The sequence below is a fragment of the Clostridium sp. UBA7791 genome, from assembly GCF_002480755.1.
Lineage (GTDB): Bacteria > Bacillota > Clostridia > Clostridiales > Clostridiaceae > Clostridium_J > Clostridium_J sulfidigenes.
Window position 1 is genome coordinate 1 of record NZ_DLCT01000011.1, and the last position, 18,389, is coordinate 18,389.

Genomic DNA, 18,389 nt, shown 5'->3' on the forward strand with positions numbered 1-18,389 from the left:
TTAATTTTCAAAGACCATTTAATTTATCGCTTACTATTAACGACTTTCTTAGTTTACTACATAAACTTTATATTGTCAACAACTTTTCAAAAACTTTTAATTTTGATTTGATGTTTAACTGTCATTGTATCGCTCAGCGACAAAACATATCTTATCATGATTATTTAGTAAATTATTTATAATTAAATATCATTAATTAAATTTATAACTATTTTTCTTTAAAATTCATTATTTTCCTTAACTATTCATATATTGATACACTTGGATATGTGTTTGTATCATTTGAATAGATAATAATATACATATGATATCTTACCTATATTTAAATTAACAATATATATGAATTACATATTGCAAAACAAAATAAAAGTTGCAAAACAAAATAAAAGAAAAGAAAAGGACTTTCTTAAAATAGATAATTCCATTTTAAGAAAATCCTTTTCTATTTGATAATAAATTAATCAATTTACTCTAAAGTCTTATCATTACTTTCTTCAAGTTCATCACTCTCTTCTAAGTCATCACTTTCATCTAAGTTTTCTGATAAGTTATTTTCATTGTCTACAATTCCATCTATAGACATTTGTTTATCCTCATTCTTTTCTTCTTCACTATTATAGTTAATTTTTGCAACAGCTACTATATTTACATCTTCTCCGGTTTTCATAAGAGTAACTCCCATAGCATTTCTACTAGTTGTAGATATATCACTAACGTTAATTCTTATTATTATACCATTACTGTTAATTAACATAATTTCATCTACATCTCTAACTACCCTAGCACTAACCACGTTACCTGTCTTTTCTGATATCTTATAAGTCTTGATTCCTTTTCCACCTCTTCTTTGAAGTGTGTAGTTTTCTATAGCTGTTCGTTTACCAAATCCTTTTTCACTAATTACAAGAAGTTCTTCGTCTGGTTTTGCTATTATCATTGATACAGCTATATCATCATCTCTTAATGTTATAGCCTTAACCCCTGTAGTAGTTCTTCCCATGTTTCTAACTTCTTTTTCACTAAATCTTATAGAGTATCCATACTTAGTGACAAATAATACTTCATCATCACCTTTAGTTATTCTAACTCCAACAATTTCGTCATCTTCTTTTAAGTTAATAGCATTAAGTCCATTCTTCCTAATGTTTTCAAACTTATCTAATGATGTCTTCTTAACCATTCCTGATTTAGTACCCATTAAGAGATAATTATCACTATCAAAGGTTCTTATAGACATAACTGCTTGTATATTTTCATCTGGATCTAGTGGTAGCATATTAACAATATTAGTTCCCTTAGCAGTTCTGCCACCTTCTGGGATTTCATATCCCTTTAATTTATATACCTTTCCTTTGTTTGTAAAGAATAGTATATTATTTAAAGTTGGTGTTATTAAAATATGCTCTACAAAATCATCTTCCTTAGTAGTAACCCCTTGAATACCTCTTCCACCTCTTTTTTGAGCATTATAGGTATCAGCTGGTAGACGCTTGATATATCCTCCATGGGTTAATGTTATTACTATATCATCATCATCAATTAAATCTTCATCCTCAAAGCTATAAGGATTTTTTTCTATAAGAGTTCTTCTATCATCGCCATACTTTGTCTTTATTTCAACTAATTCATCTTTTATGATGTTAAGTAGAATCTCTTCACTATTAAGTATTGATTGTAGATAAGCTATTGTTTTCATTAATTCATTATACTCATCTTCAATCTTATCTCTCTCCAGACCTGTTAATCTTTGCAATTTTAAATCTAAAATAGCTTGTGCTTGCTTTTCTGAAAGATTAAACTTCTCAATTAATCCATCTTTAGCTTCTTGTGTTGTTTTAGATGCTCTAATTAGAGATATAACTGCATCAATATTATCAAGTGCAATTTTTAATCCTTCAAGTATATGGGCTCTCGCATTAGCTTTATCTAAATCAAAGATAGTCCTTCTTTTTACTACATCCTTTTGATGATTCAAGTAATGAGTTAAAATTTGTTTTAAATTAAGTACTTTAGGTTCATTATTAACCAATGCAATCATGATAACTCCAAAAGTATCTTGCATTTTTGTATGCTTATAAAGTCTATTTAAAACAACATTTGCATTTGCATCTCTTTTTAATTCTATAACAATTCTCATACCATCTCTATCTGATTCATCTCTTAAATCAGATATACCATCTATTTTCTTTTCCTTAACTAGATTTGCTATAGATTCTATAAGGTTTGCTTTGTTAACCATATATGGTATCTCTGAAACTATTATTCTATTTCTACCATTATGTTCTTCTATTTCAGCTTTTGATCTAACTAGAATCCTTCCTCTACCAGTTTCATAAGCACTTCTAATACCACTTCTACCTAAAATTATTCCACCTGTTGGGAAGTCTGGTCCTTTAATCTCAGTCATGAAATCCTCAGTTATAGCTTCTGGATTATCTATAAGCATGATTACAGCATTTATGACTTCTGTAAGATTGTGTGGTGGTATGTTAGTTGCCATACCAACTGCTATCCCTGAAGATCCATTTACTAGTAGCGTTGGAAATCTTGCTGGTAAAACTACAGGTTCTCTTTCTTCACCATCAAAGTTTGGAGTAAAATCTACAGTTTCTTTGTTAATATCTCGAAGCATTTGACTAGTAATCTTACTCATCTTAGCTTCTGTATATCTCATAGCTGCAGCTCCATCCCCATCAACGGATCCAAAGTTTCCATGACCATCTACTAGCATATATCTTATTGAAAAATCCTGTGCCATTCTAACTAGTGCATCATATACTGAACTGTCACCATGTGGGTGATATTTACCTAGTACATCTCCAACTATCCTGGCGCATTTTCTATAACCTTTTTCGTAAGTTATCCCTAACTCATGCATAGAGTATAAAATTCTTCTATGAACTGGTTTCAATCCATCCCTAACATCCGGTAACGCTCTTCCAACAATAACACTCATAGCGTAGTCTATATAGGATTTTTTCATTTCTTGTTTTATATCTATTGGTATTATTTTATCCATAGTGTCCATATTTACACCTACCTTCACTATAGCATAAAGCTATATATCTAAGTTGCTAACTTTTTTAGCATTCTCTTGTATAAATTCTCTACGTGGCTCTACCTTGTCACCCATTAAAATAGTAAATATCTCATCTGCTGCCATTGCATCTTCAACAGTTACTTGTAATAGAGTTCTAGTTGCTGGATCCATTGTAGTACTCCATAATTGCTCTGGGTTCATTTCTCCAAGACCTTTATATCTTTGAATATCTGTATTGTTATCTTTTCCACCTAATTCTTCAATTACTATATCTAATTCACTATCACTATATGTGTATTTTTCAAATTTTCCTTTTTTAACTTTATAAAGAGGTGGCTGAGCAATAAACACATGACCATCATCTATTAACTCTCTCATGTATCTATAATAGAATGTAAGTAGAAGAGTTCTTATATGAGCTCCATCTACATCAGCATCTGTCATTATTATTATTTTATTATATCTAATCTTAGATACATCAAAATCCTTACCAACTCCAGCTCCAAAAGCTGTTATCATAGATCTTATAGAATCTGATGCTAATATTTTATCAAGTCTTTGCTTTTCTATATTCATTATTTTTCCTCTAAGGGGAAGTATGGCTTGGAATCGCCTATCTCTTCCTTGCTTAGCAGAACCACCCGCAGAATCTCCCTCAACTATATAAATTTCACATTCAGATGGATCTTTAGAAGAACAATCAGCAAGTTTCCCTGGCAAAGTTGTACTCTCAAGCACTGATTTTCTTCTAGTAAGTTCACGTGCCTTTTTAGCTGCTTCCCTAGCTCTAGCTGCATTTAAGCCCTTCTCTATAATACTTTTACCTACAGTAGGATTTTCCTCTAAAAATGAACTTACAATATCTCCTACTATTGATTCTACTATTCCTCTTACTTCACTATTACCAAGCTTAGTCTTAGTTTGACCTTCAAACTGAGGATCTGTAAGCTTAACAGATATAACTGCAGTTAACCCTTCTCTAACATCTTCTCCACTTAGATTTTTATCATTTTCTTTTAAAAATCCAAATTTTTTAGCATAATCATTAAGAACTCTAGTTAATGCTGTCTTAAAACCTACTAAGTGAGTTCCGCCTTCAACTGTATCTATATTATTTGCAAAGGAAAATAAATTCTCGTTATACGTGTCATTGTACTGAAATGCTAATTCTACTGAAGTTGTATTTTTTATTCCTTCTATATAGACTGGTTCATTATGAATTTTCCCTTTATTTCTATTTAAGTATTCTACAAAGGATTTTATCCCACCTTCATAATGAAACTTATTTTCTTTCTCATATCTCTCATCTGTAATTTTGATATTTATCCCTTTATTAAGAAATGCTAACTCTCTTAATCTTTGAGATAGCGTATCATATTCAAATTCAATACTTTCAAATATTTCTTCATCCGGCATAAAGTGAATTATTGTTCCATGATCATCAGTATTTCCGATTTTATCAAAAGGTGTAACAGTTTTACCTCTTGAAAAACTTTGATACCATATATGCCCATCTCTTTTTACTGTAACTTCACAAAGCTCTGATAGTGCATTAACAACAGAAGCTCCAACCCCATGAAGTCCTCCTGATACCTTGTATCCTCCGCCACCAAACTTTCCACCAGCGTGAAGTACTGTCATTATAACTTCAATCGTAGGTATATGCATTTTAGGGTGTATGCCTACTGGCATTCCTCTTCCATCATCTATTACTGTAACTGAGTTATCTTTATGAATAATAACTTGTATACTTTCACAAAAGCCCGCTAATGCTTCATCTATACTATTATCAACAATCTCATAAACTAAATGGTGTAGGCCTCTGATACTAGTACTTCCAATATACATACCAGGCCTTTTTCTAACTGCCTCAAGTCCTTCAAGGACTTGTATCTGATTTTCATCATATTTTTCATTATTAACCATAGCTATCCTCCTAACTTAACCTAAAGTTCACAGTATGACATATTAGTCCTTTTACACAAAGTAGATGATGATATAGGTGACAAATAAATCTTACTCTTCTTGTTTACTTCAGCTATAATAAATGATTTAGGTTTATCACTAGTTATACGTTCTACAAACCCATCTTCTTCTGCTAACCTTATGAACTGGCTAGTGTCTGGACTATACATAGTAGATTCTATGTCAAAAATACCTATTATATCTTTAATTGGCACAACTATACTTTCGCCTAAGTGTAAAAACATAGTATTCCCCCTAACTCCATCACATTATTTCTTGTACGCTTCCTTTTTCAACATTGAATATTTTCATGTTATTACCTTTTAAATATTTTTTTATCCCTGTAATTCCTGTACATGTTATTAAGGTTTGAATTCCATTTATAGATCTCAATATATATTCTTGCCTTTTTGTATCTAATTCAGACAATACGTCATCAAGTAATAACAATGGATATTCTCCTATTAATTCTTTTATTATTCGCAATGATGCAAATTTTATCGTCAAAACAGAAGTTCTTTGCTGACCTTGCGATCCAAATATCTTTACATCTATATCATTTATAAATATAGAAAAATCATCTCTATGTGGTCCTACAGATGTAATTTTTTTCTCTAGGTCTTTTTTTCTATTACTTTTAAGTAGGTTATATAACTCTTCTTGCAGATTATCAATACCCTTAAGCTGCATTATATAATTAAATTTAATAAACTCACTTCCCTGAGTTATATCGTTGTGAATTTTTTTAGAGAATTCATTTAATTTTTCTATATACTTAATTCTTTGAGCTATTATGTAACTCCCAAATTCAGCTAATCTAATATCATATATATCTATCATATCTATGTCAGCGCTAAATTTCTTTAATATAATGTTTCTTTCATTTAAAACTTTTTTATACGAAGATAGATAATGGTAGTATTTTTTGTCCAGTTTGCAAAGTTCAATATCTAAAAATCGCCTTCTAAATGATGGCGAATTCTTAACAATATCTAAATCTTCTGGTGAAAATATAACTACATTAACAACACCTACCATATCTTGTAGCTTAGTTATCTTTATTGAGTTTATATTTATAGCTTTTTTCCCATCTTTAAAAAGTTTTATATTTATTTTTTTATCTAAACGTTCTTTTACCACATAAGCACTAATATACGCCTCGTTACTGTCCCAATATATAAGCTCTTTATCTTTATTAGTTCTATGTGATTTTCCAACACTCGAATAGTATAGCGACTCAAGTATATTAGTTTTTCCTTGAGCATTATCACCTTGAAAAACATTAGTTCCATCACATAATTCTAAGGCCACATTTTTATAATTTCTAAAATTTATTAAATTCAAATATCTAACATACATAAAAACACCCACCTAAAATTATATCATAATATACATTCTAAGTGTGAAAATTACTGTAAAAATATAAATATAGCTGAATCTCTTAATTATAATAACTATAAAACTCAAAAGGCTGAAATACTTATCAGCCTAACGTTTTATATAATAATATATTCTTCTTCTTGAAATTCTATTTTATCACCTATATATAGCTTTCTTCCTCTTCTTACTTCCACTTCACCATTAACCTTAACATCTTCATTTTGTATATAAAATTTAGCTTCTGACCCTAAGGTAGTAGCTCCAGTAAACTTCAAAAATGAGTCTAGCTTTATAAATTCTGTATCTATTTTTATTTCTACCATATATTTCTCACATCCTAATTATTATTAGCAACTCTTACTGGAAGTAATAAATAAACACTGTTATCACTATCTTGATTTCTTATTACACAAGGAGAAACCGTAGATGTAAATTCCATGGTTATATTTTCCTCTTCCATTGTTTTAAACACATCAATTAAATATTTAGAATTAAATGCAATTTTTATCCCCTCTCCTTGCAATATTATTTGAACTTCTTCTCTAGCCTTTCCCAATTGAGAATTCGATGTTACAACTAGGGTATCATCAGAAATATCAAATTTTACAAGATTAGTGTTTCCATCCTTCGCCATAAGTGAAGCTCTTTCTATACAACCTAAAATTTCATTTCTGTTAACCGTAACTTTTAAATTATGCTCCTTAGGAATGATAGATTCATATTTAATAAAATCCCCCTCTAATAATCTAGAGATGACTTTAGTATTTCCAAAATTAAATAATATGTGATTCTTTGTAAATGTAATTTGCACAACATCATCAGTATCTTTAAGAATTTTAGAAACTTCATTAAGTGTTTTTCCTGGTATTACTGATTCCTTATTAGATTTACAATCCATGGATTCACTCTTTAAGGCTACTCTAAATCCATCTAGCGCAACCATATTTAGTTTATTTTCTTTAACTTGAAGTAATACCCCTGTCAATATAGGTCTTGTATCATCTTGAGCAATAGCAAAAATGGTTGATTTTATCATATTTTTTAAAGTTTTTTGAGATACAGATAGCACCACATCTTCTTCTATGCTCGGTAACGTTGGATATTCTTTTGGATTTAGGTATACTAATTGAACATTAGATTTTTGGCACTTTAGTTCTACCTCATTACTATTGATTTCAGTTATTTCAACTATATCGTTAGGTAGTTTCCTTATAATTTCGCCAAATATTTTAGAATCAAGAACCACTTCGCCTTCTTCTATAATATTGGCTGGTATTTTTGTTTCTATGCTAACTTCTATATCAGATCCAATTAACGTTAATAATCCATCTTTTGCAGATATATATATACCTTGAAGTATAGGCAATGTTGATTTACCTGTAATAGCTTTTTGAACATCTGAAATTGCTTCTTGTAATAAGCTTTTTTCTATTAAGAATTTCATAAAAAATCCTCCTCCTTATACACATATAAAATTACTATAAATAGCTTAGATAATTAAATAATATTTAGTAGTAGTAGTAGTAGGGGCTGTTGATTTGTTGATAAGTACTTCTAGGCTAATGATATCAACAATTTCTGTGTAAAATAAATTGTGGATAAACTAATTTTGAAATTCAGTAGTTATCCACAGTATTAAGAATATATTTTTTTTGAAAAGTAATCCACAATAAATCTTTTAATAATTAATAACAAATGTGATTAATTACTTTTGATTAATTCTTTTACTTAATTCAGCTATAGCTGATTGAAGGCTTTCATCTTTCTTTAGATTCTGAGAAATTTTTTCATATGCATGAATTACTGTAGTATGATCTCTACCGCCAAATTCTTCACCTATCTTGGGAAGAGAAGTATCTGTAAGCTTCCTTGAAAGGTACATAGCAATTTGTCTTGGAAAAGCAACATTTCTAGTTCTTCTTGCAGATTTGAAGTCATCTACCTTTAAGTTATAGTAACTAGAAACTATATCTTGAATTAATTCAATAGTAACTTGCCTTGAATTCCTGTTTGATATTATATCTTTTAGAGCTTCAGATGCTAAATCTACACTTATATCTTTATTTGTTAAAGAAGAGTAGGCAACTATTCTTATAAGAGCACCCTCTAGTTCTCTTATATTGGATTTAATTTGTGTAGCTATATATACCATAACTTCATTAGGAATATTTAAATTTTCTACATCAGCCTTCTTTTTTAGGATAGCAATTCTTGTTTCAAAGTCAGGTGGTTGTATATCAGCTATAAGTCCCCATTCAAATCTAGATCTTAACCTGTCTTCTAATGTAGGAATTTCCTTGGGAGGTCTATCGCTTGATAGGATTATTTGTTTATTAGCATCATGCAGAGCATTAAAGGTATGAAAGAACTCTTCTTGAGTAGATTCCTTACCGGCTATAAATTGAATATCGTCAATAAGAAGTACATCTACATTTCTGTATTTATTCCTAAATTCAACATTTTTATCATCTTTAATAGAATTAATAAGCTCATTTGTAAATTTTTCTGATGAAACATAAACTACTTTAGACTTTGAATTAACTGTTTGTATGTAACTCCCAATAGCATGCATTAAGTGTGTTTTTCCAAGTCCAACGCCTCCATAAATAAATAGCGGGTTATAAGCCTTAGCTGGAGACTCTGCTACAGCTAAAGAAGCTGCATGAGCAAATCTATTACTATTTCCTATGACGAAAGAATCAAAGGTATATTTAGGATTTAGGATTGCTGACATTTCATCATTTACAATTAAATTATGTTTATTATTTGTATGCTTAGAGGGTGATGTATCTAAATCAGAAGCTTCCTCAGAGCTGATAACAAAGTTTATTGAATATGATTTATTGCATGCTGCTTGAATAGAATTTTTTATTAGGTCTTTATATCTATTCTCTAGGATATCCTTAGTGAAGTCATTACGAACACCAAGAGTTATAGTTGAATCAGTCATTTTTAGTGGGTCAATACTTTTTATCCAAGTATTAAAACTTACTTCGGTGAGTTCAGCTTTAAGTATTTCTAAGGCTTTTTCCCAAATTTCATTTACATAGGTGTTCATTTTATATCCTCCTCTTAAAAAAGTTATATCTATAGTTAATAATAGAAAAGAGATAAAAATCCACAAGAGTATCAACAGAATAATAGATACATATAAAGTTGTTTACCATTGTTAAAATTTTTATTCACATGTTTATAATTTGTGTTTTAATAAATAGTAAATTATACTTACTAACAATATATAATTATAAGTTATACACAGGCAAAAGTCGTGAAAAACATTAAGATTTCATGTAAAAACACAAAAAAAATAGAAAAAATAAGAGTTATTCACAGAATAATCAACAGATTGTGTATAACTTGTTCGAAAAATAACTTATCAACATCCATACATAATGATATCAAAAGATTGCATGGTATTCAATAAGTTATCCACAAAAAAAATAGTTTTGTGGAACTTTTATTAACAAAGGTGTTTAAAAACACAAAAAAAAGACATATTAATAATGTTAGAAAATGTTATAAATAGTTATCTTGACATAAGAGTTACTTACATTTATAATCTAATAGTGAAACTTATAAAGTAGTGATAATTTAATTGCTATAAATGACATATAAGATGAAGGGGGTGCAAGCACATGTTTATGACTTACCAACCTAAAAAAAGACACAGAAAGAAAGAGCATGGATTCAGAAAAAGAATGAGTACTGCTTCTGGAAGAACTGTTCTTAAGAGAAGAAGACAAAAAGGAAGAAAAAAATTGACAGCATAAGGGCCGCTAATGTGGCCTTTTTCTGTAATTAAGAAAGAGAGCAACATAGAACTATGAAAGAAGAAAGGCTAAGAAAAAACCCTGAGTTTAGATTAGTATATAGAAGAGGGAAATCTTTATCTACATCTTTATTAGTGTTATATGTATTCAAAAACAATAAAGGAATTAATAGGGTAGGAATATCTGTAAGTAAAAAAGTAGGAAAGAGTGTAGTTCGTAGCAGAGTAAAGAGGCTTATAAGTGAAAGTGTTAGATTAAATAAACAAGGATTAAAGCAAGGGTATGATCTAGTCTTTGTTGCAAGAAGTGTTTCAAAGGATAAGAGTTATAAAGAAATTGAAAACTCGGTTAAATATTTATTTAAGAAATCAGGGCTTAATAATGTTGAAAAAAATATTACTATTAGTAATTAAATGTTATAGAAAATATATATCTCCTATGAAAGCGCCATGTTGCATATTTGAACCAAGCTGTTCCTTATATGCAATTCAAGCTATCGAAAAATATGGCGCAATCAAAGGAGGTTTTATGGCTATTAAGAGAATTTTACGGTGTCATCCTTACCATAGGGGAGGATATGACCCTGTTAAATAGAAAGTATTAGGAGGGGTTAATTTGAATTACTTATCTGGTATATTTGTAGAAGTATTTAAATCGGTTCATAATTTTGTCCAGTTAATTACAACAAATCCAGACATATCATTCGGTATTGCAATAATAATATTTACATTGCTTGCAAGAATATGTTTATTACCATTATCGCTAAAGCAAACTAAATCTACGGCTAAAATGAGTGCAATTCAGCCTGAAATTAAAAAGGTTCAAGAAAAGTATAAAAACGATCCTCAAAGACAGCAGACTGAAATAATGAAAGTATATAAAGAAAATAATGTGTCCATGTTTGGTGGATGTTTACCAATGCTTATTCAGTTTCCAATTATGATAGCATTGTTTTATGTATTTAAATCAATAGATTATCAAGGAGCTGGATTTTTATGGATGCCAGATTTAGCACAAAAAGATCCAACAATGATATTACCAATAGTTTCAGGTTTAACAACATATTTTTCTAGTAAGGCTATGCAACCTGCTACTGGAGATGCAGCTAAACAAACTAATATGATGAATATTGGTATGTCAATTTTCTTTGGATTTATGTCATTACAATTTCCAGGAGCATTAGTACTTTACTGGACAGTAGGAAACTTAATCCAAATGGCACAATCTTTAATATTAAATAAAATTTATAAAAAGCCTAGTACTAAATCGGCATAATAAAATCATTTTATTATTGGAAGGGCGGTATCTAAAGCATGAAAAGTATTGAAATAATTGGTAGGACTGCTGAAGAAGCTATACAGAATGCCTTAAGAGAATTAAATGTTACAGAAGAAAAAGTTACCATAGAAGTATTAGAAGAAGGTAGTAAAGGATTTTTAAATATAATAGGGGTTAAGCCAGCAAAAGTTAAGGTGACACTAAAGAGAGATTATATAGGTGATGCTAAAAATTTCTTAAGAGAGATTCTTAATGCTATGAATGTAAAAGCTGAGATTCATATAAAAGAAGAAAATAATGAAATAAATATTAATTTAGTAGGGCCTAATATGGGGGTATTAATAGGGTATAGAGGAGAAACTTTAGACTCTCTTCAATACTTACTGAGCTTAGTGGTTAATAAGAATCATGATGAAACATACAAGAGAGTAATTCTTGATACTGTTAATTATAGACAAAACAGACAGGAAACACTTAAAAAATTGGCACTTAAAATGGGAGATAAGGTAAGAATTAATGGAAAGACTTTAAAATTAGAACCTATGAACCCATATGAAAGAAGAGTTATTCATTCAACTTTGCAAAACAATGCATATGTAACTACCCATAGTGAGGGTGATGAGCCTTATAGAAGAGTAGTTATTGAATTAAAGAAAGCCTAGCGGCTTTCTTTTTATATTTTCAAGTAGTGTGATACAATAGTGATTTGTGGGTACAATTTATATTAAGTTATGTTGTAATATAAAAAAGGAGGGACTAACATGAAGGATTTTGATACAATAGGTGCTATATCAACAAGTATAGGAGAAGGTGGCATTGCCATTGTAAGAATTTCTGGAGATAAAGCTAAAGATGTTGTTGAGAAAATATTTCAAGCTAAAAATGGTCAATCAATTAAAGATATGAAAAGTTATACCATGAAATATGGGTATATAATAGATGAAAATAATAATCACATTGATGAGGTTATAGTTTCTTTTATGAAGGGACCTAGAAGTTTTACAGCAGAGGATACTATAGAAATAAATTGTCATGGTGGGGTAGTTGCTACAAACAAGGTTTTAGAACAGGTTATAAAGCAAGGGGTTAGGATTGCTGAACCAGGAGAATTTACTAAAAGAGCTTTTTTAAATGGGAGAATAGATTTATCGCAGGCTGAAGCTGTGATTGATATAATTAATGCTAAAACTGATTTAAGTATGAAGTCAGCATTAATGCAAAGTGAAGGATTAATTTCCAAGGAAATTCGGGTATTAAGAGAAAAGTTATTATCAACAATTGCACATATAGAGGCTACTGTAGATTACCCAGAAGATGATTTAGAAGAAGTAACATCTGAAATGGCTATAAGGGATTTAGATATAATAAAAAAAGAAATAAAAGAGTTTATAGAAACTGCTGAAGAAGGAAAAATATTAAGAGAAGGATTAAGTACCGTAATTGTAGGTAAGCCTAATGTAGGAAAATCATCGCTTTTAAATGCATTGACTAAAGAAAATAGAGCTATAGTTACAGATATACCTGGCACTACAAGAGATGTTATAGAGGAATATATAAATATTTCTGGAATTCCAATAAAGATTATTGATACTGCAGGAATAAGAGAAACAGATGATGTAGTAGAGAAAATAGGTGTAGAAAGATCAAGAGCTAAAATTAATGATGCGGATTTAATTATTCTTATATTAGATTCTAGCAATGAGTTAACTGAGGAAGATAAGGAAATTATTAATCATATAAGTAATAAAAAATATATGATATTATTAAACAAGAGTGATTTAAATAGCAAAATTACTCAGAAGGATTTAGAAAATATTAATTGTACCAATATATATAGTATTTCAGCTAAAACAGGTGAAGGTATAGATGAGGTTAGGACAGCTATTAAAGATATGTTCTTCAAAGGAGATATTAGTACTAACAATGTTATAATAACTAATACAAGGCATAAAGAAGCTCTTTTAAGAGCTTATGAATGCATTGAGAGTGCTATAAATACTTTAAATTATACTTTTGCTATTGACCTTGCATCTATTGATATTAGAAATGCTTGGACATTTTTAGGTGAGATTACAGGAGATTCATTAGAAGAAAATATTATAGATAAAATATTTAAAGATTTTTGTCTAGGTAAATAGAGGTGAAATAATGAAATACTTAGCAGGAGATTATGATGTAGTTGTAGTAGGAGCTGGTCATGCTGGTTGTGAGGCTGCTTTAGCTACGGCTAGAATGGGATTAAAAACTTTAATGTGTACACTTAATCTTGATAGTTTAGCGCTTATGCCATGTAACCCTAATATTGGGGGTACCGCAAAGGGTCATTTAGTTAGAGAGGTTGATGCATTAGGTGGAGAGATGGGAAGAAATATAGATGATACTTACATTCAGTCTAGAATGCTTAACATATCTAAAGGTCCAGCAGTTCATTCACTTAGAGCTCAAGCAGATAAAAAGAGATACTCTGAAAGAATGAAACATGTGATAGAGACAGAGCCTAATTTAGATTTAAAACAACTTGAGGTTGTAAGTATTGATGCACCAAACAACGTAGTTAAAGGTATTCTAACTAAGTATGGAGCTTACTTTAATTGTAAATCAGTTATTTTAACAAGCGGTACTTATTTGAAATCACAGGTAATAATAGGTGAAGTAGTGGTAAATGAAGGACCTAGTGGATTATTTCCGGCTAATGAGTTATCTAAATCATTAATAGATTTAGGGATTACATTAAGAAGGTTTAAGACAGGAACACCAGCAAGAATTAATGCTAGATCAGTAGATTTTTCTAAAATGGAAGAGCAAAAGGGTGATAAAGATGTAGTTCCATTTTCATTTATGAGTGGAGATATACAAAGATCACAGATATCTTGTTATCTAACTTATACCAATAGTAAAACCCATGATGTAATATTAAAAAATATAGATAGATCACCACTTTATAATGGATCGATAAAAAGTACAGGACCAAGATATTGTCCATCCATTGAAGATAAAGTAATGAGATTTAGAGATAAAGAAAGACATCAATTGTTTATAGAACCAGAAGGAGAAAGTACTGAAGAAATGTATGTTCAAGGAATGAGTAGTTCTCTTCCAGAGGATGTACAATTAGAGTTTTTAAGAACAATAGAAGGACTTGAAAATGTAGAGGTAATGAGAACTGGGTATGCAATAGAATATGATTGCATAGATCCTACACAATTAAAATTATCATTAGAGTTTAAGCATATAGATGGATTATTTTCAGCAGGACAGGTAAATGGAAGTTCTGGTTATGAAGAAGCAGCAGGACAAGGAATTCTTGCAGGAATAAATGCATCTCTTAAAATTAAAGGAAAGGAGCATTTAATTTTAAAAAGATCTGATGCTTATATAGGAGTTTTAGTAGATGATTTAGTTACAAAAGGAACCAATGAACCTTATAGAATGATGACTTCAAGGTCTGAATATAGACTTTTACTAAGACAAGATAATGCTGATTTAAGGTTAACGGAAATTGGTTATCAAGTTGGATTAGTTAAAGATGAAAGATATAAGGCGTTCATTAAGAAAAAAGAGGATATAGATGCAGAAATAGAAAGATTGAAAAATCTTCAAATAACAGGTAAAAAAGAAGTAAATGAATTTTTATTTAAAATGGGTTCTGCAGAACTAAAAAAACCCACTTCATTATATGAATTAATTAAACGTTCAGAATTAGACTATTACAATATTAAGGGTCTAGATCCGGAAAGAAAAGAACTTAGTAGACAAGTTACGGAGCAAGTTAATATAGTATCTAAGTATGAAGGCTATATAACAAAGCAATTAGAACAAATTAGTCAATTTACTAAATATGAAAATAAATTTATACCAGAAGATTTAGACTATAATGAAGTTAAAGGATTAAGGACAGAGGCTATTCAAAAATTAGATTCAATAAAACCTGTAAATATAGGTCAAGCATCTAGAATTTCTGGAGTATCTCCAGCAGATATAAATGTTCTATTAATATTTCTTGAGCAAAGAAGAAGAAGCTTACAAATAAATAATTAATATATAATATTTAAGAATTAAAAAAATAAGTATTTATTAATACCTACTAATTATTTAGGTTTATAATTAGTAGGTATTAGTTTAAAATAGAAATATATACATAAAATTTTATTAAAACATATAAAACTTAATTATACGGAGGATTAAAATGGAGTATTTTGATATGTTGAAAGAAGCTTGTGAGAATGAAGGATTAATATTTGATGAAACAATGTATAATAACTTTATTCAATATAAGGCATTAATTAAAGAGTGGAATGAAAAAATTAATTTAACAGCAATAACAGAAGATGAGGAAATTATAAAAAAGCACTTCATTGATTCTATTAAAGTATTTGAATATCCATATGTAAAAGAAGCTACGAAAATTATAGATATAGGAACAGGAGGAGGGTTTCCAGGGATTCCTATGAAAATAGTAAAGCCCGAGTCTTCTATGGTGCTTTTAGATTCTTTAAATAAAAGAATAAATTTTTTAAATGAAGTTATTGATAAATTAGAGTTAAAAGATATTAAAACAATTCATGGTAGAGCAGAGGACTTTGCACAAAAGGCAGAATACAGAGAAGAATTCGATTTAGCTGTATCTAGAGCTGTTGCAAATTTAACGGTTTTATTAGAGCTATGTTTACCTTTCGTAAAGGTTGGTGGATATTTTGTAGCATTAAAAGGACCGGCTATAGAAGATGAAATAAAAGATTCTAAAGTAGCACTTAAAGTATTAGGTGGGCATATTCAAGAAATAATAGAGGTTAATATTGCAGGTAGTGATCTTAAACATAATTTGTTAGTTATAAAAAAGATTAAAGATACACCAAAAAAGTATCCAAGAAAAGCTGGAATAGTAAATAAAAATCCTATAAAATAAATTTCTAGAAATATTTATATTAATTGTTAAATATAAAGAGGAATTTTGAGATTAATATAGAATTTTAATTAAAGATAAGGAATTTCATAAAGGATGGTATAAAATGGAAAATACTATTAATTATATAGCGGTTGATTCAATAAGTCCTAACCTTTATCAGCCAAGAAAAGTATTTGATGAAGAGTCAATACAAGAGCTTGCACAATCAATAAAGGTTTATGGGATAATTCAACCTTTATCAGTTAGAAAAATAGATGAGAATAATTATGAGCTAATCGCAGGAGAAAGAAGATTAAGAGCAGCTAAAGAAGCTGGATTATCAAAAGTCCCAGCTATAATAGCTAATATTAATGATAAGGATTCTGCTGCAATTGCATTATTAGAAAATTTGCAAAGAGAAGATTTAAATTTCTATGAAGAAGCGTTAGCATATCATAATTTAATTAAAGTACATTCTTACACTCAGGAGCAATTATCTGAGGTTATAGGTAAGAAGCAATCTACAATAGCAAATAAGCTTAGAATTTTAAAGTTAGATGAAAAAATAATTAGTACAATAATCGACAATAAATTGACAGAGAGACATGCTAGAGCATTATTAAAAATACCACCTGATGAGTTACGTAATGAAGTATTAGAAATTGTAATAAAAAATGGGCTAAATGTTAAAAAAACAGAAGAACTTATAGATAGGGAATTACTTAAATTAGCTCATACTGAAGTTGCATCAGATGGTAAAAAGAGAATAAAAGGATCATTTAGTCCAGCTATATATATTAACACTGTAAAGCAAGTTTTTGATAAATATGGGGTGGAAGCTAAATATAGATCCAAGGAATTAGATGATAGTATACAAGTTACTATAACAATAAAAAAGAAATAATATTTTTATAATACTTTTATAAAAGACTACAAAATGTTTCACGTGAAACATTTTGTAGTCTTTTATTGAACAATTAATTTTATATAATTAAAGTTAGTTTGAATAAATGAAATTTCAACAAATTTATGAATCGAAGTACTTATATGAAAAATGTACAATAAATTTATACAATATCATTATCAATAGTATCTAAAATAGTAAATTAATCTAAATATGTTGATAAAAAAATAAATACTTATTAATTTATGTAATAATTACTTTAAATAAAATCTGTATCAATATATAATATAAATACATAGGTAAAATAAATTTATAATGATTAAAATTATTAGTAATATAAAGTTTCTAATGTATAGTAATTTAAAACAAAACCTACGATAGATAAGGGGGGAGAATATGAAGGTAATATGTATTTTCAATCAAAAAGGGGGAGTTGGAAAAACAACTACTAATATAAATTTATGCTCATATTTAGCAATGAATGGATATAAAGTTCTGTCTATAGACATAGATCCTCAAGGAAATACAACTAGTGGTATAGGATTAGATAAAAGAAAAATACATTGTTCTATGTATGATGTTTTAACAAGTAATGTTTCATTGAAAGAAATTATCAAAAAAAGTGAAATAGTAGATAACTTCTATATTGCACCTTCAACTATGACTCTAGCAGCAGCTGAAGTTGAAGTTATAAGTCAGGATCAAAGAGAAAAAGTTTTAAAAAATAAAATTGATGAAATAAAAGATGACTATGACTATATATTTATAGATTGTCCACCATCGTTAGGTGTATTAACTATTAATGCGTTAACAGCATCTGACTCAGTTTTGATACCAATCCAATGTGAATTTTATGCTCTTGAAGGTGTAGGACAATTGATGAGTACTATACAATTAATTAAGAGATATTTAAATACTGATCTTGAAATTGAAGGTGTAATCATGAGTATGTATGATAGTCGAACTAGATTATGTAATGAAGTAGTTGAAGAAATTAAAAAATACTTTAATGATAAGGTATATGATACTTTCATACCAAGAAATGTTAAATTAGCAGAGTCCCCTAGTTTTGGACTTCCTATCATGCTATATGATGATAAATGTAAGGGATCAGAAGCATTTGAAGCTTTAACGGAGGAGTTTATTAGTAGACAAGGAGGAAAATAG

Annotated in this window: 17 protein-coding genes; 10 read left to right on the forward strand and 7 right to left on the reverse strand. The window is 29.2% G+C overall.

The genetic code is table 11. The features are described from left to right. Nucleotides 1-466 precede the first annotated feature (466 nt). The 7 genes from gyrA to dnaA all read right to left on the reverse strand — a co-directional run bounded on the left by gyrA (nucleotide 467) and on the right by dnaA (nucleotide 9,443). Nucleotides 467-3,028: a DNA gyrase subunit A gene (gene gyrA / locus B3Z56_RS13830; RefSeq protein WP_346849157.1), complete on the reverse strand. Its 2,562-nt coding sequence runs from the start codon at nucleotides 3,026-3,028 to the stop codon at nucleotides 467-469. 30 nt (nucleotides 3,029-3,058) lie between these two features. Next, nucleotides 3,059-4,966, reverse strand: coding sequence for a DNA topoisomerase (ATP-hydrolyzing) subunit B (gyrB, locus tag B3Z56_RS13835; RefSeq protein ID WP_346879035.1), 1,908 nt, complete (start codon nucleotides 4,964-4,966; stop codon nucleotides 3,059-3,061). 20 nt (nucleotides 4,967-4,986) lie between these two features. Further along, nucleotides 4,987-5,250 (reverse strand): extracellular matrix regulator RemB, encoded by a 264-nt coding sequence (gene remB, locus B3Z56_RS13840; RefSeq protein ID WP_035135503.1) that lies wholly within the window; start codon nucleotides 5,248-5,250, stop codon nucleotides 4,987-4,989. 19 nt (nucleotides 5,251-5,269) lie between these two features. Continuing rightward, on the reverse strand, nucleotides 5,270-6,364 hold the full coding sequence (recF, locus tag B3Z56_RS13845) for a DNA replication/repair protein RecF (protein ID WP_346849159.1): 1,095 nt from the start codon (nucleotides 6,362-6,364) through the stop codon (nucleotides 5,270-5,272). A 137-nt stretch (nucleotides 6,365-6,501) separates the two neighbouring features. Then, on the reverse strand, nucleotides 6,502-6,708 hold the full coding sequence (gene yaaA / locus B3Z56_RS13850) for a S4 domain-containing protein YaaA (protein ID WP_346849160.1): 207 nt from the start codon (nucleotides 6,706-6,708) through the stop codon (nucleotides 6,502-6,504). Nucleotides 6,709-6,722: 14 nt separating this feature from the next. Then, complete coding sequence (gene dnaN, locus B3Z56_RS13855; RefSeq protein ID WP_035135509.1) at nucleotides 6,723-7,829, reverse strand: DNA polymerase III subunit beta; 1,107 nt, start codon at nucleotides 7,827-7,829, stop codon at nucleotides 6,723-6,725. Between the two features lie 261 nt (nucleotides 7,830-8,090). Next, on the reverse strand, nucleotides 8,091-9,443 hold the full coding sequence (gene dnaA, locus B3Z56_RS13860; RefSeq protein ID WP_346879036.1) for a chromosomal replication initiator protein DnaA: 1,353 nt from the start codon (nucleotides 9,441-9,443) through the stop codon (nucleotides 8,091-8,093). Nucleotides 9,444-10,020: 577 nt separating this feature from the next. Here dnaA and rpmH point away from each other — a divergent pair. The 10 genes from rpmH (at nucleotide 10,021) to B3Z56_RS13910 (ending at nucleotide 18,389) form a co-directional block, all read left to right on the forward strand. Further along, entirely contained in the window at nucleotides 10,021-10,155 is a 135-nt protein-coding gene (gene rpmH / locus B3Z56_RS13865; RefSeq protein WP_035135513.1) for a 50S ribosomal protein L34, read from the forward strand. Between the two features lie 53 nt (nucleotides 10,156-10,208). After that, a complete protein-coding gene (gene rnpA / locus B3Z56_RS13870; protein ID WP_346879037.1) occupies nucleotides 10,209-10,568 on the forward strand; it encodes a ribonuclease P protein component in 360 nt (119 codons plus the stop codon). Then, complete coding sequence (yidD, locus tag B3Z56_RS13875; RefSeq protein WP_414632756.1) at nucleotides 10,537-10,749, forward strand: membrane protein insertion efficiency factor YidD; 213 nt, start codon at nucleotides 10,537-10,539, stop codon at nucleotides 10,747-10,749. Before rnpA ends, yidD begins: the two co-directional genes overlap by 32 nt. 21 nt (nucleotides 10,750-10,770) lie before the next feature. After that, nucleotides 10,771-11,430: a membrane protein insertase YidC gene (gene yidC, locus B3Z56_RS13880; protein ID WP_035135516.1), complete on the forward strand. Its 660-nt coding sequence runs from the start codon at nucleotides 10,771-10,773 to the stop codon at nucleotides 11,428-11,430. A gap of 38 nt (nucleotides 11,431-11,468) precedes the next feature. Then, nucleotides 11,469-12,095 carry an RNA-binding cell elongation regulator Jag/EloR gene (gene jag, locus B3Z56_RS13885; RefSeq protein ID WP_346879038.1) on the forward strand — a complete coding sequence of 209 codons (627 nt, stop codon included), beginning with the start codon at nucleotides 11,469-11,471 and terminating at the stop codon, nucleotides 12,093-12,095. Between the two features lie 99 nt (nucleotides 12,096-12,194). After that, nucleotides 12,195-13,571, forward strand: coding sequence for a tRNA uridine-5-carboxymethylaminomethyl(34) synthesis GTPase MnmE (gene mnmE / locus B3Z56_RS13890; protein ID WP_346879039.1), 1,377 nt, complete (start codon nucleotides 12,195-12,197; stop codon nucleotides 13,569-13,571). 10 nt (nucleotides 13,572-13,581) lie between these two features. Continuing rightward, a complete protein-coding gene (mnmG, locus tag B3Z56_RS13895; RefSeq protein ID WP_346879040.1) occupies nucleotides 13,582-15,471 on the forward strand; it encodes a tRNA uridine-5-carboxymethylaminomethyl(34) synthesis enzyme MnmG in 1,890 nt (629 codons plus the stop codon). Nucleotides 15,472-15,619: 148 nt separating this feature from the next. Continuing rightward, nucleotides 15,620-16,339, forward strand: a complete 720-nt coding sequence (gene rsmG, locus B3Z56_RS13900) for a 16S rRNA (guanine(527)-N(7))-methyltransferase RsmG (protein WP_346849166.1) — start codon at nucleotides 15,620-15,622, stop codon at nucleotides 16,337-16,339. A 103-nt stretch (nucleotides 16,340-16,442) separates the two neighbouring features. Further along, entirely contained in the window at nucleotides 16,443-17,222 is a 780-nt protein-coding gene (locus B3Z56_RS13905) for a ParB/RepB/Spo0J family partition protein (protein WP_346849167.1), read from the forward strand. A gap of 396 nt (nucleotides 17,223-17,618) precedes the next feature. Beyond that, nucleotides 17,619-18,389 carry a ParA family protein gene (locus tag B3Z56_RS13910; RefSeq protein WP_346879041.1) on the forward strand — a complete coding sequence of 257 codons (771 nt, stop codon included), beginning with the start codon at nucleotides 17,619-17,621 and terminating at the stop codon, nucleotides 18,387-18,389.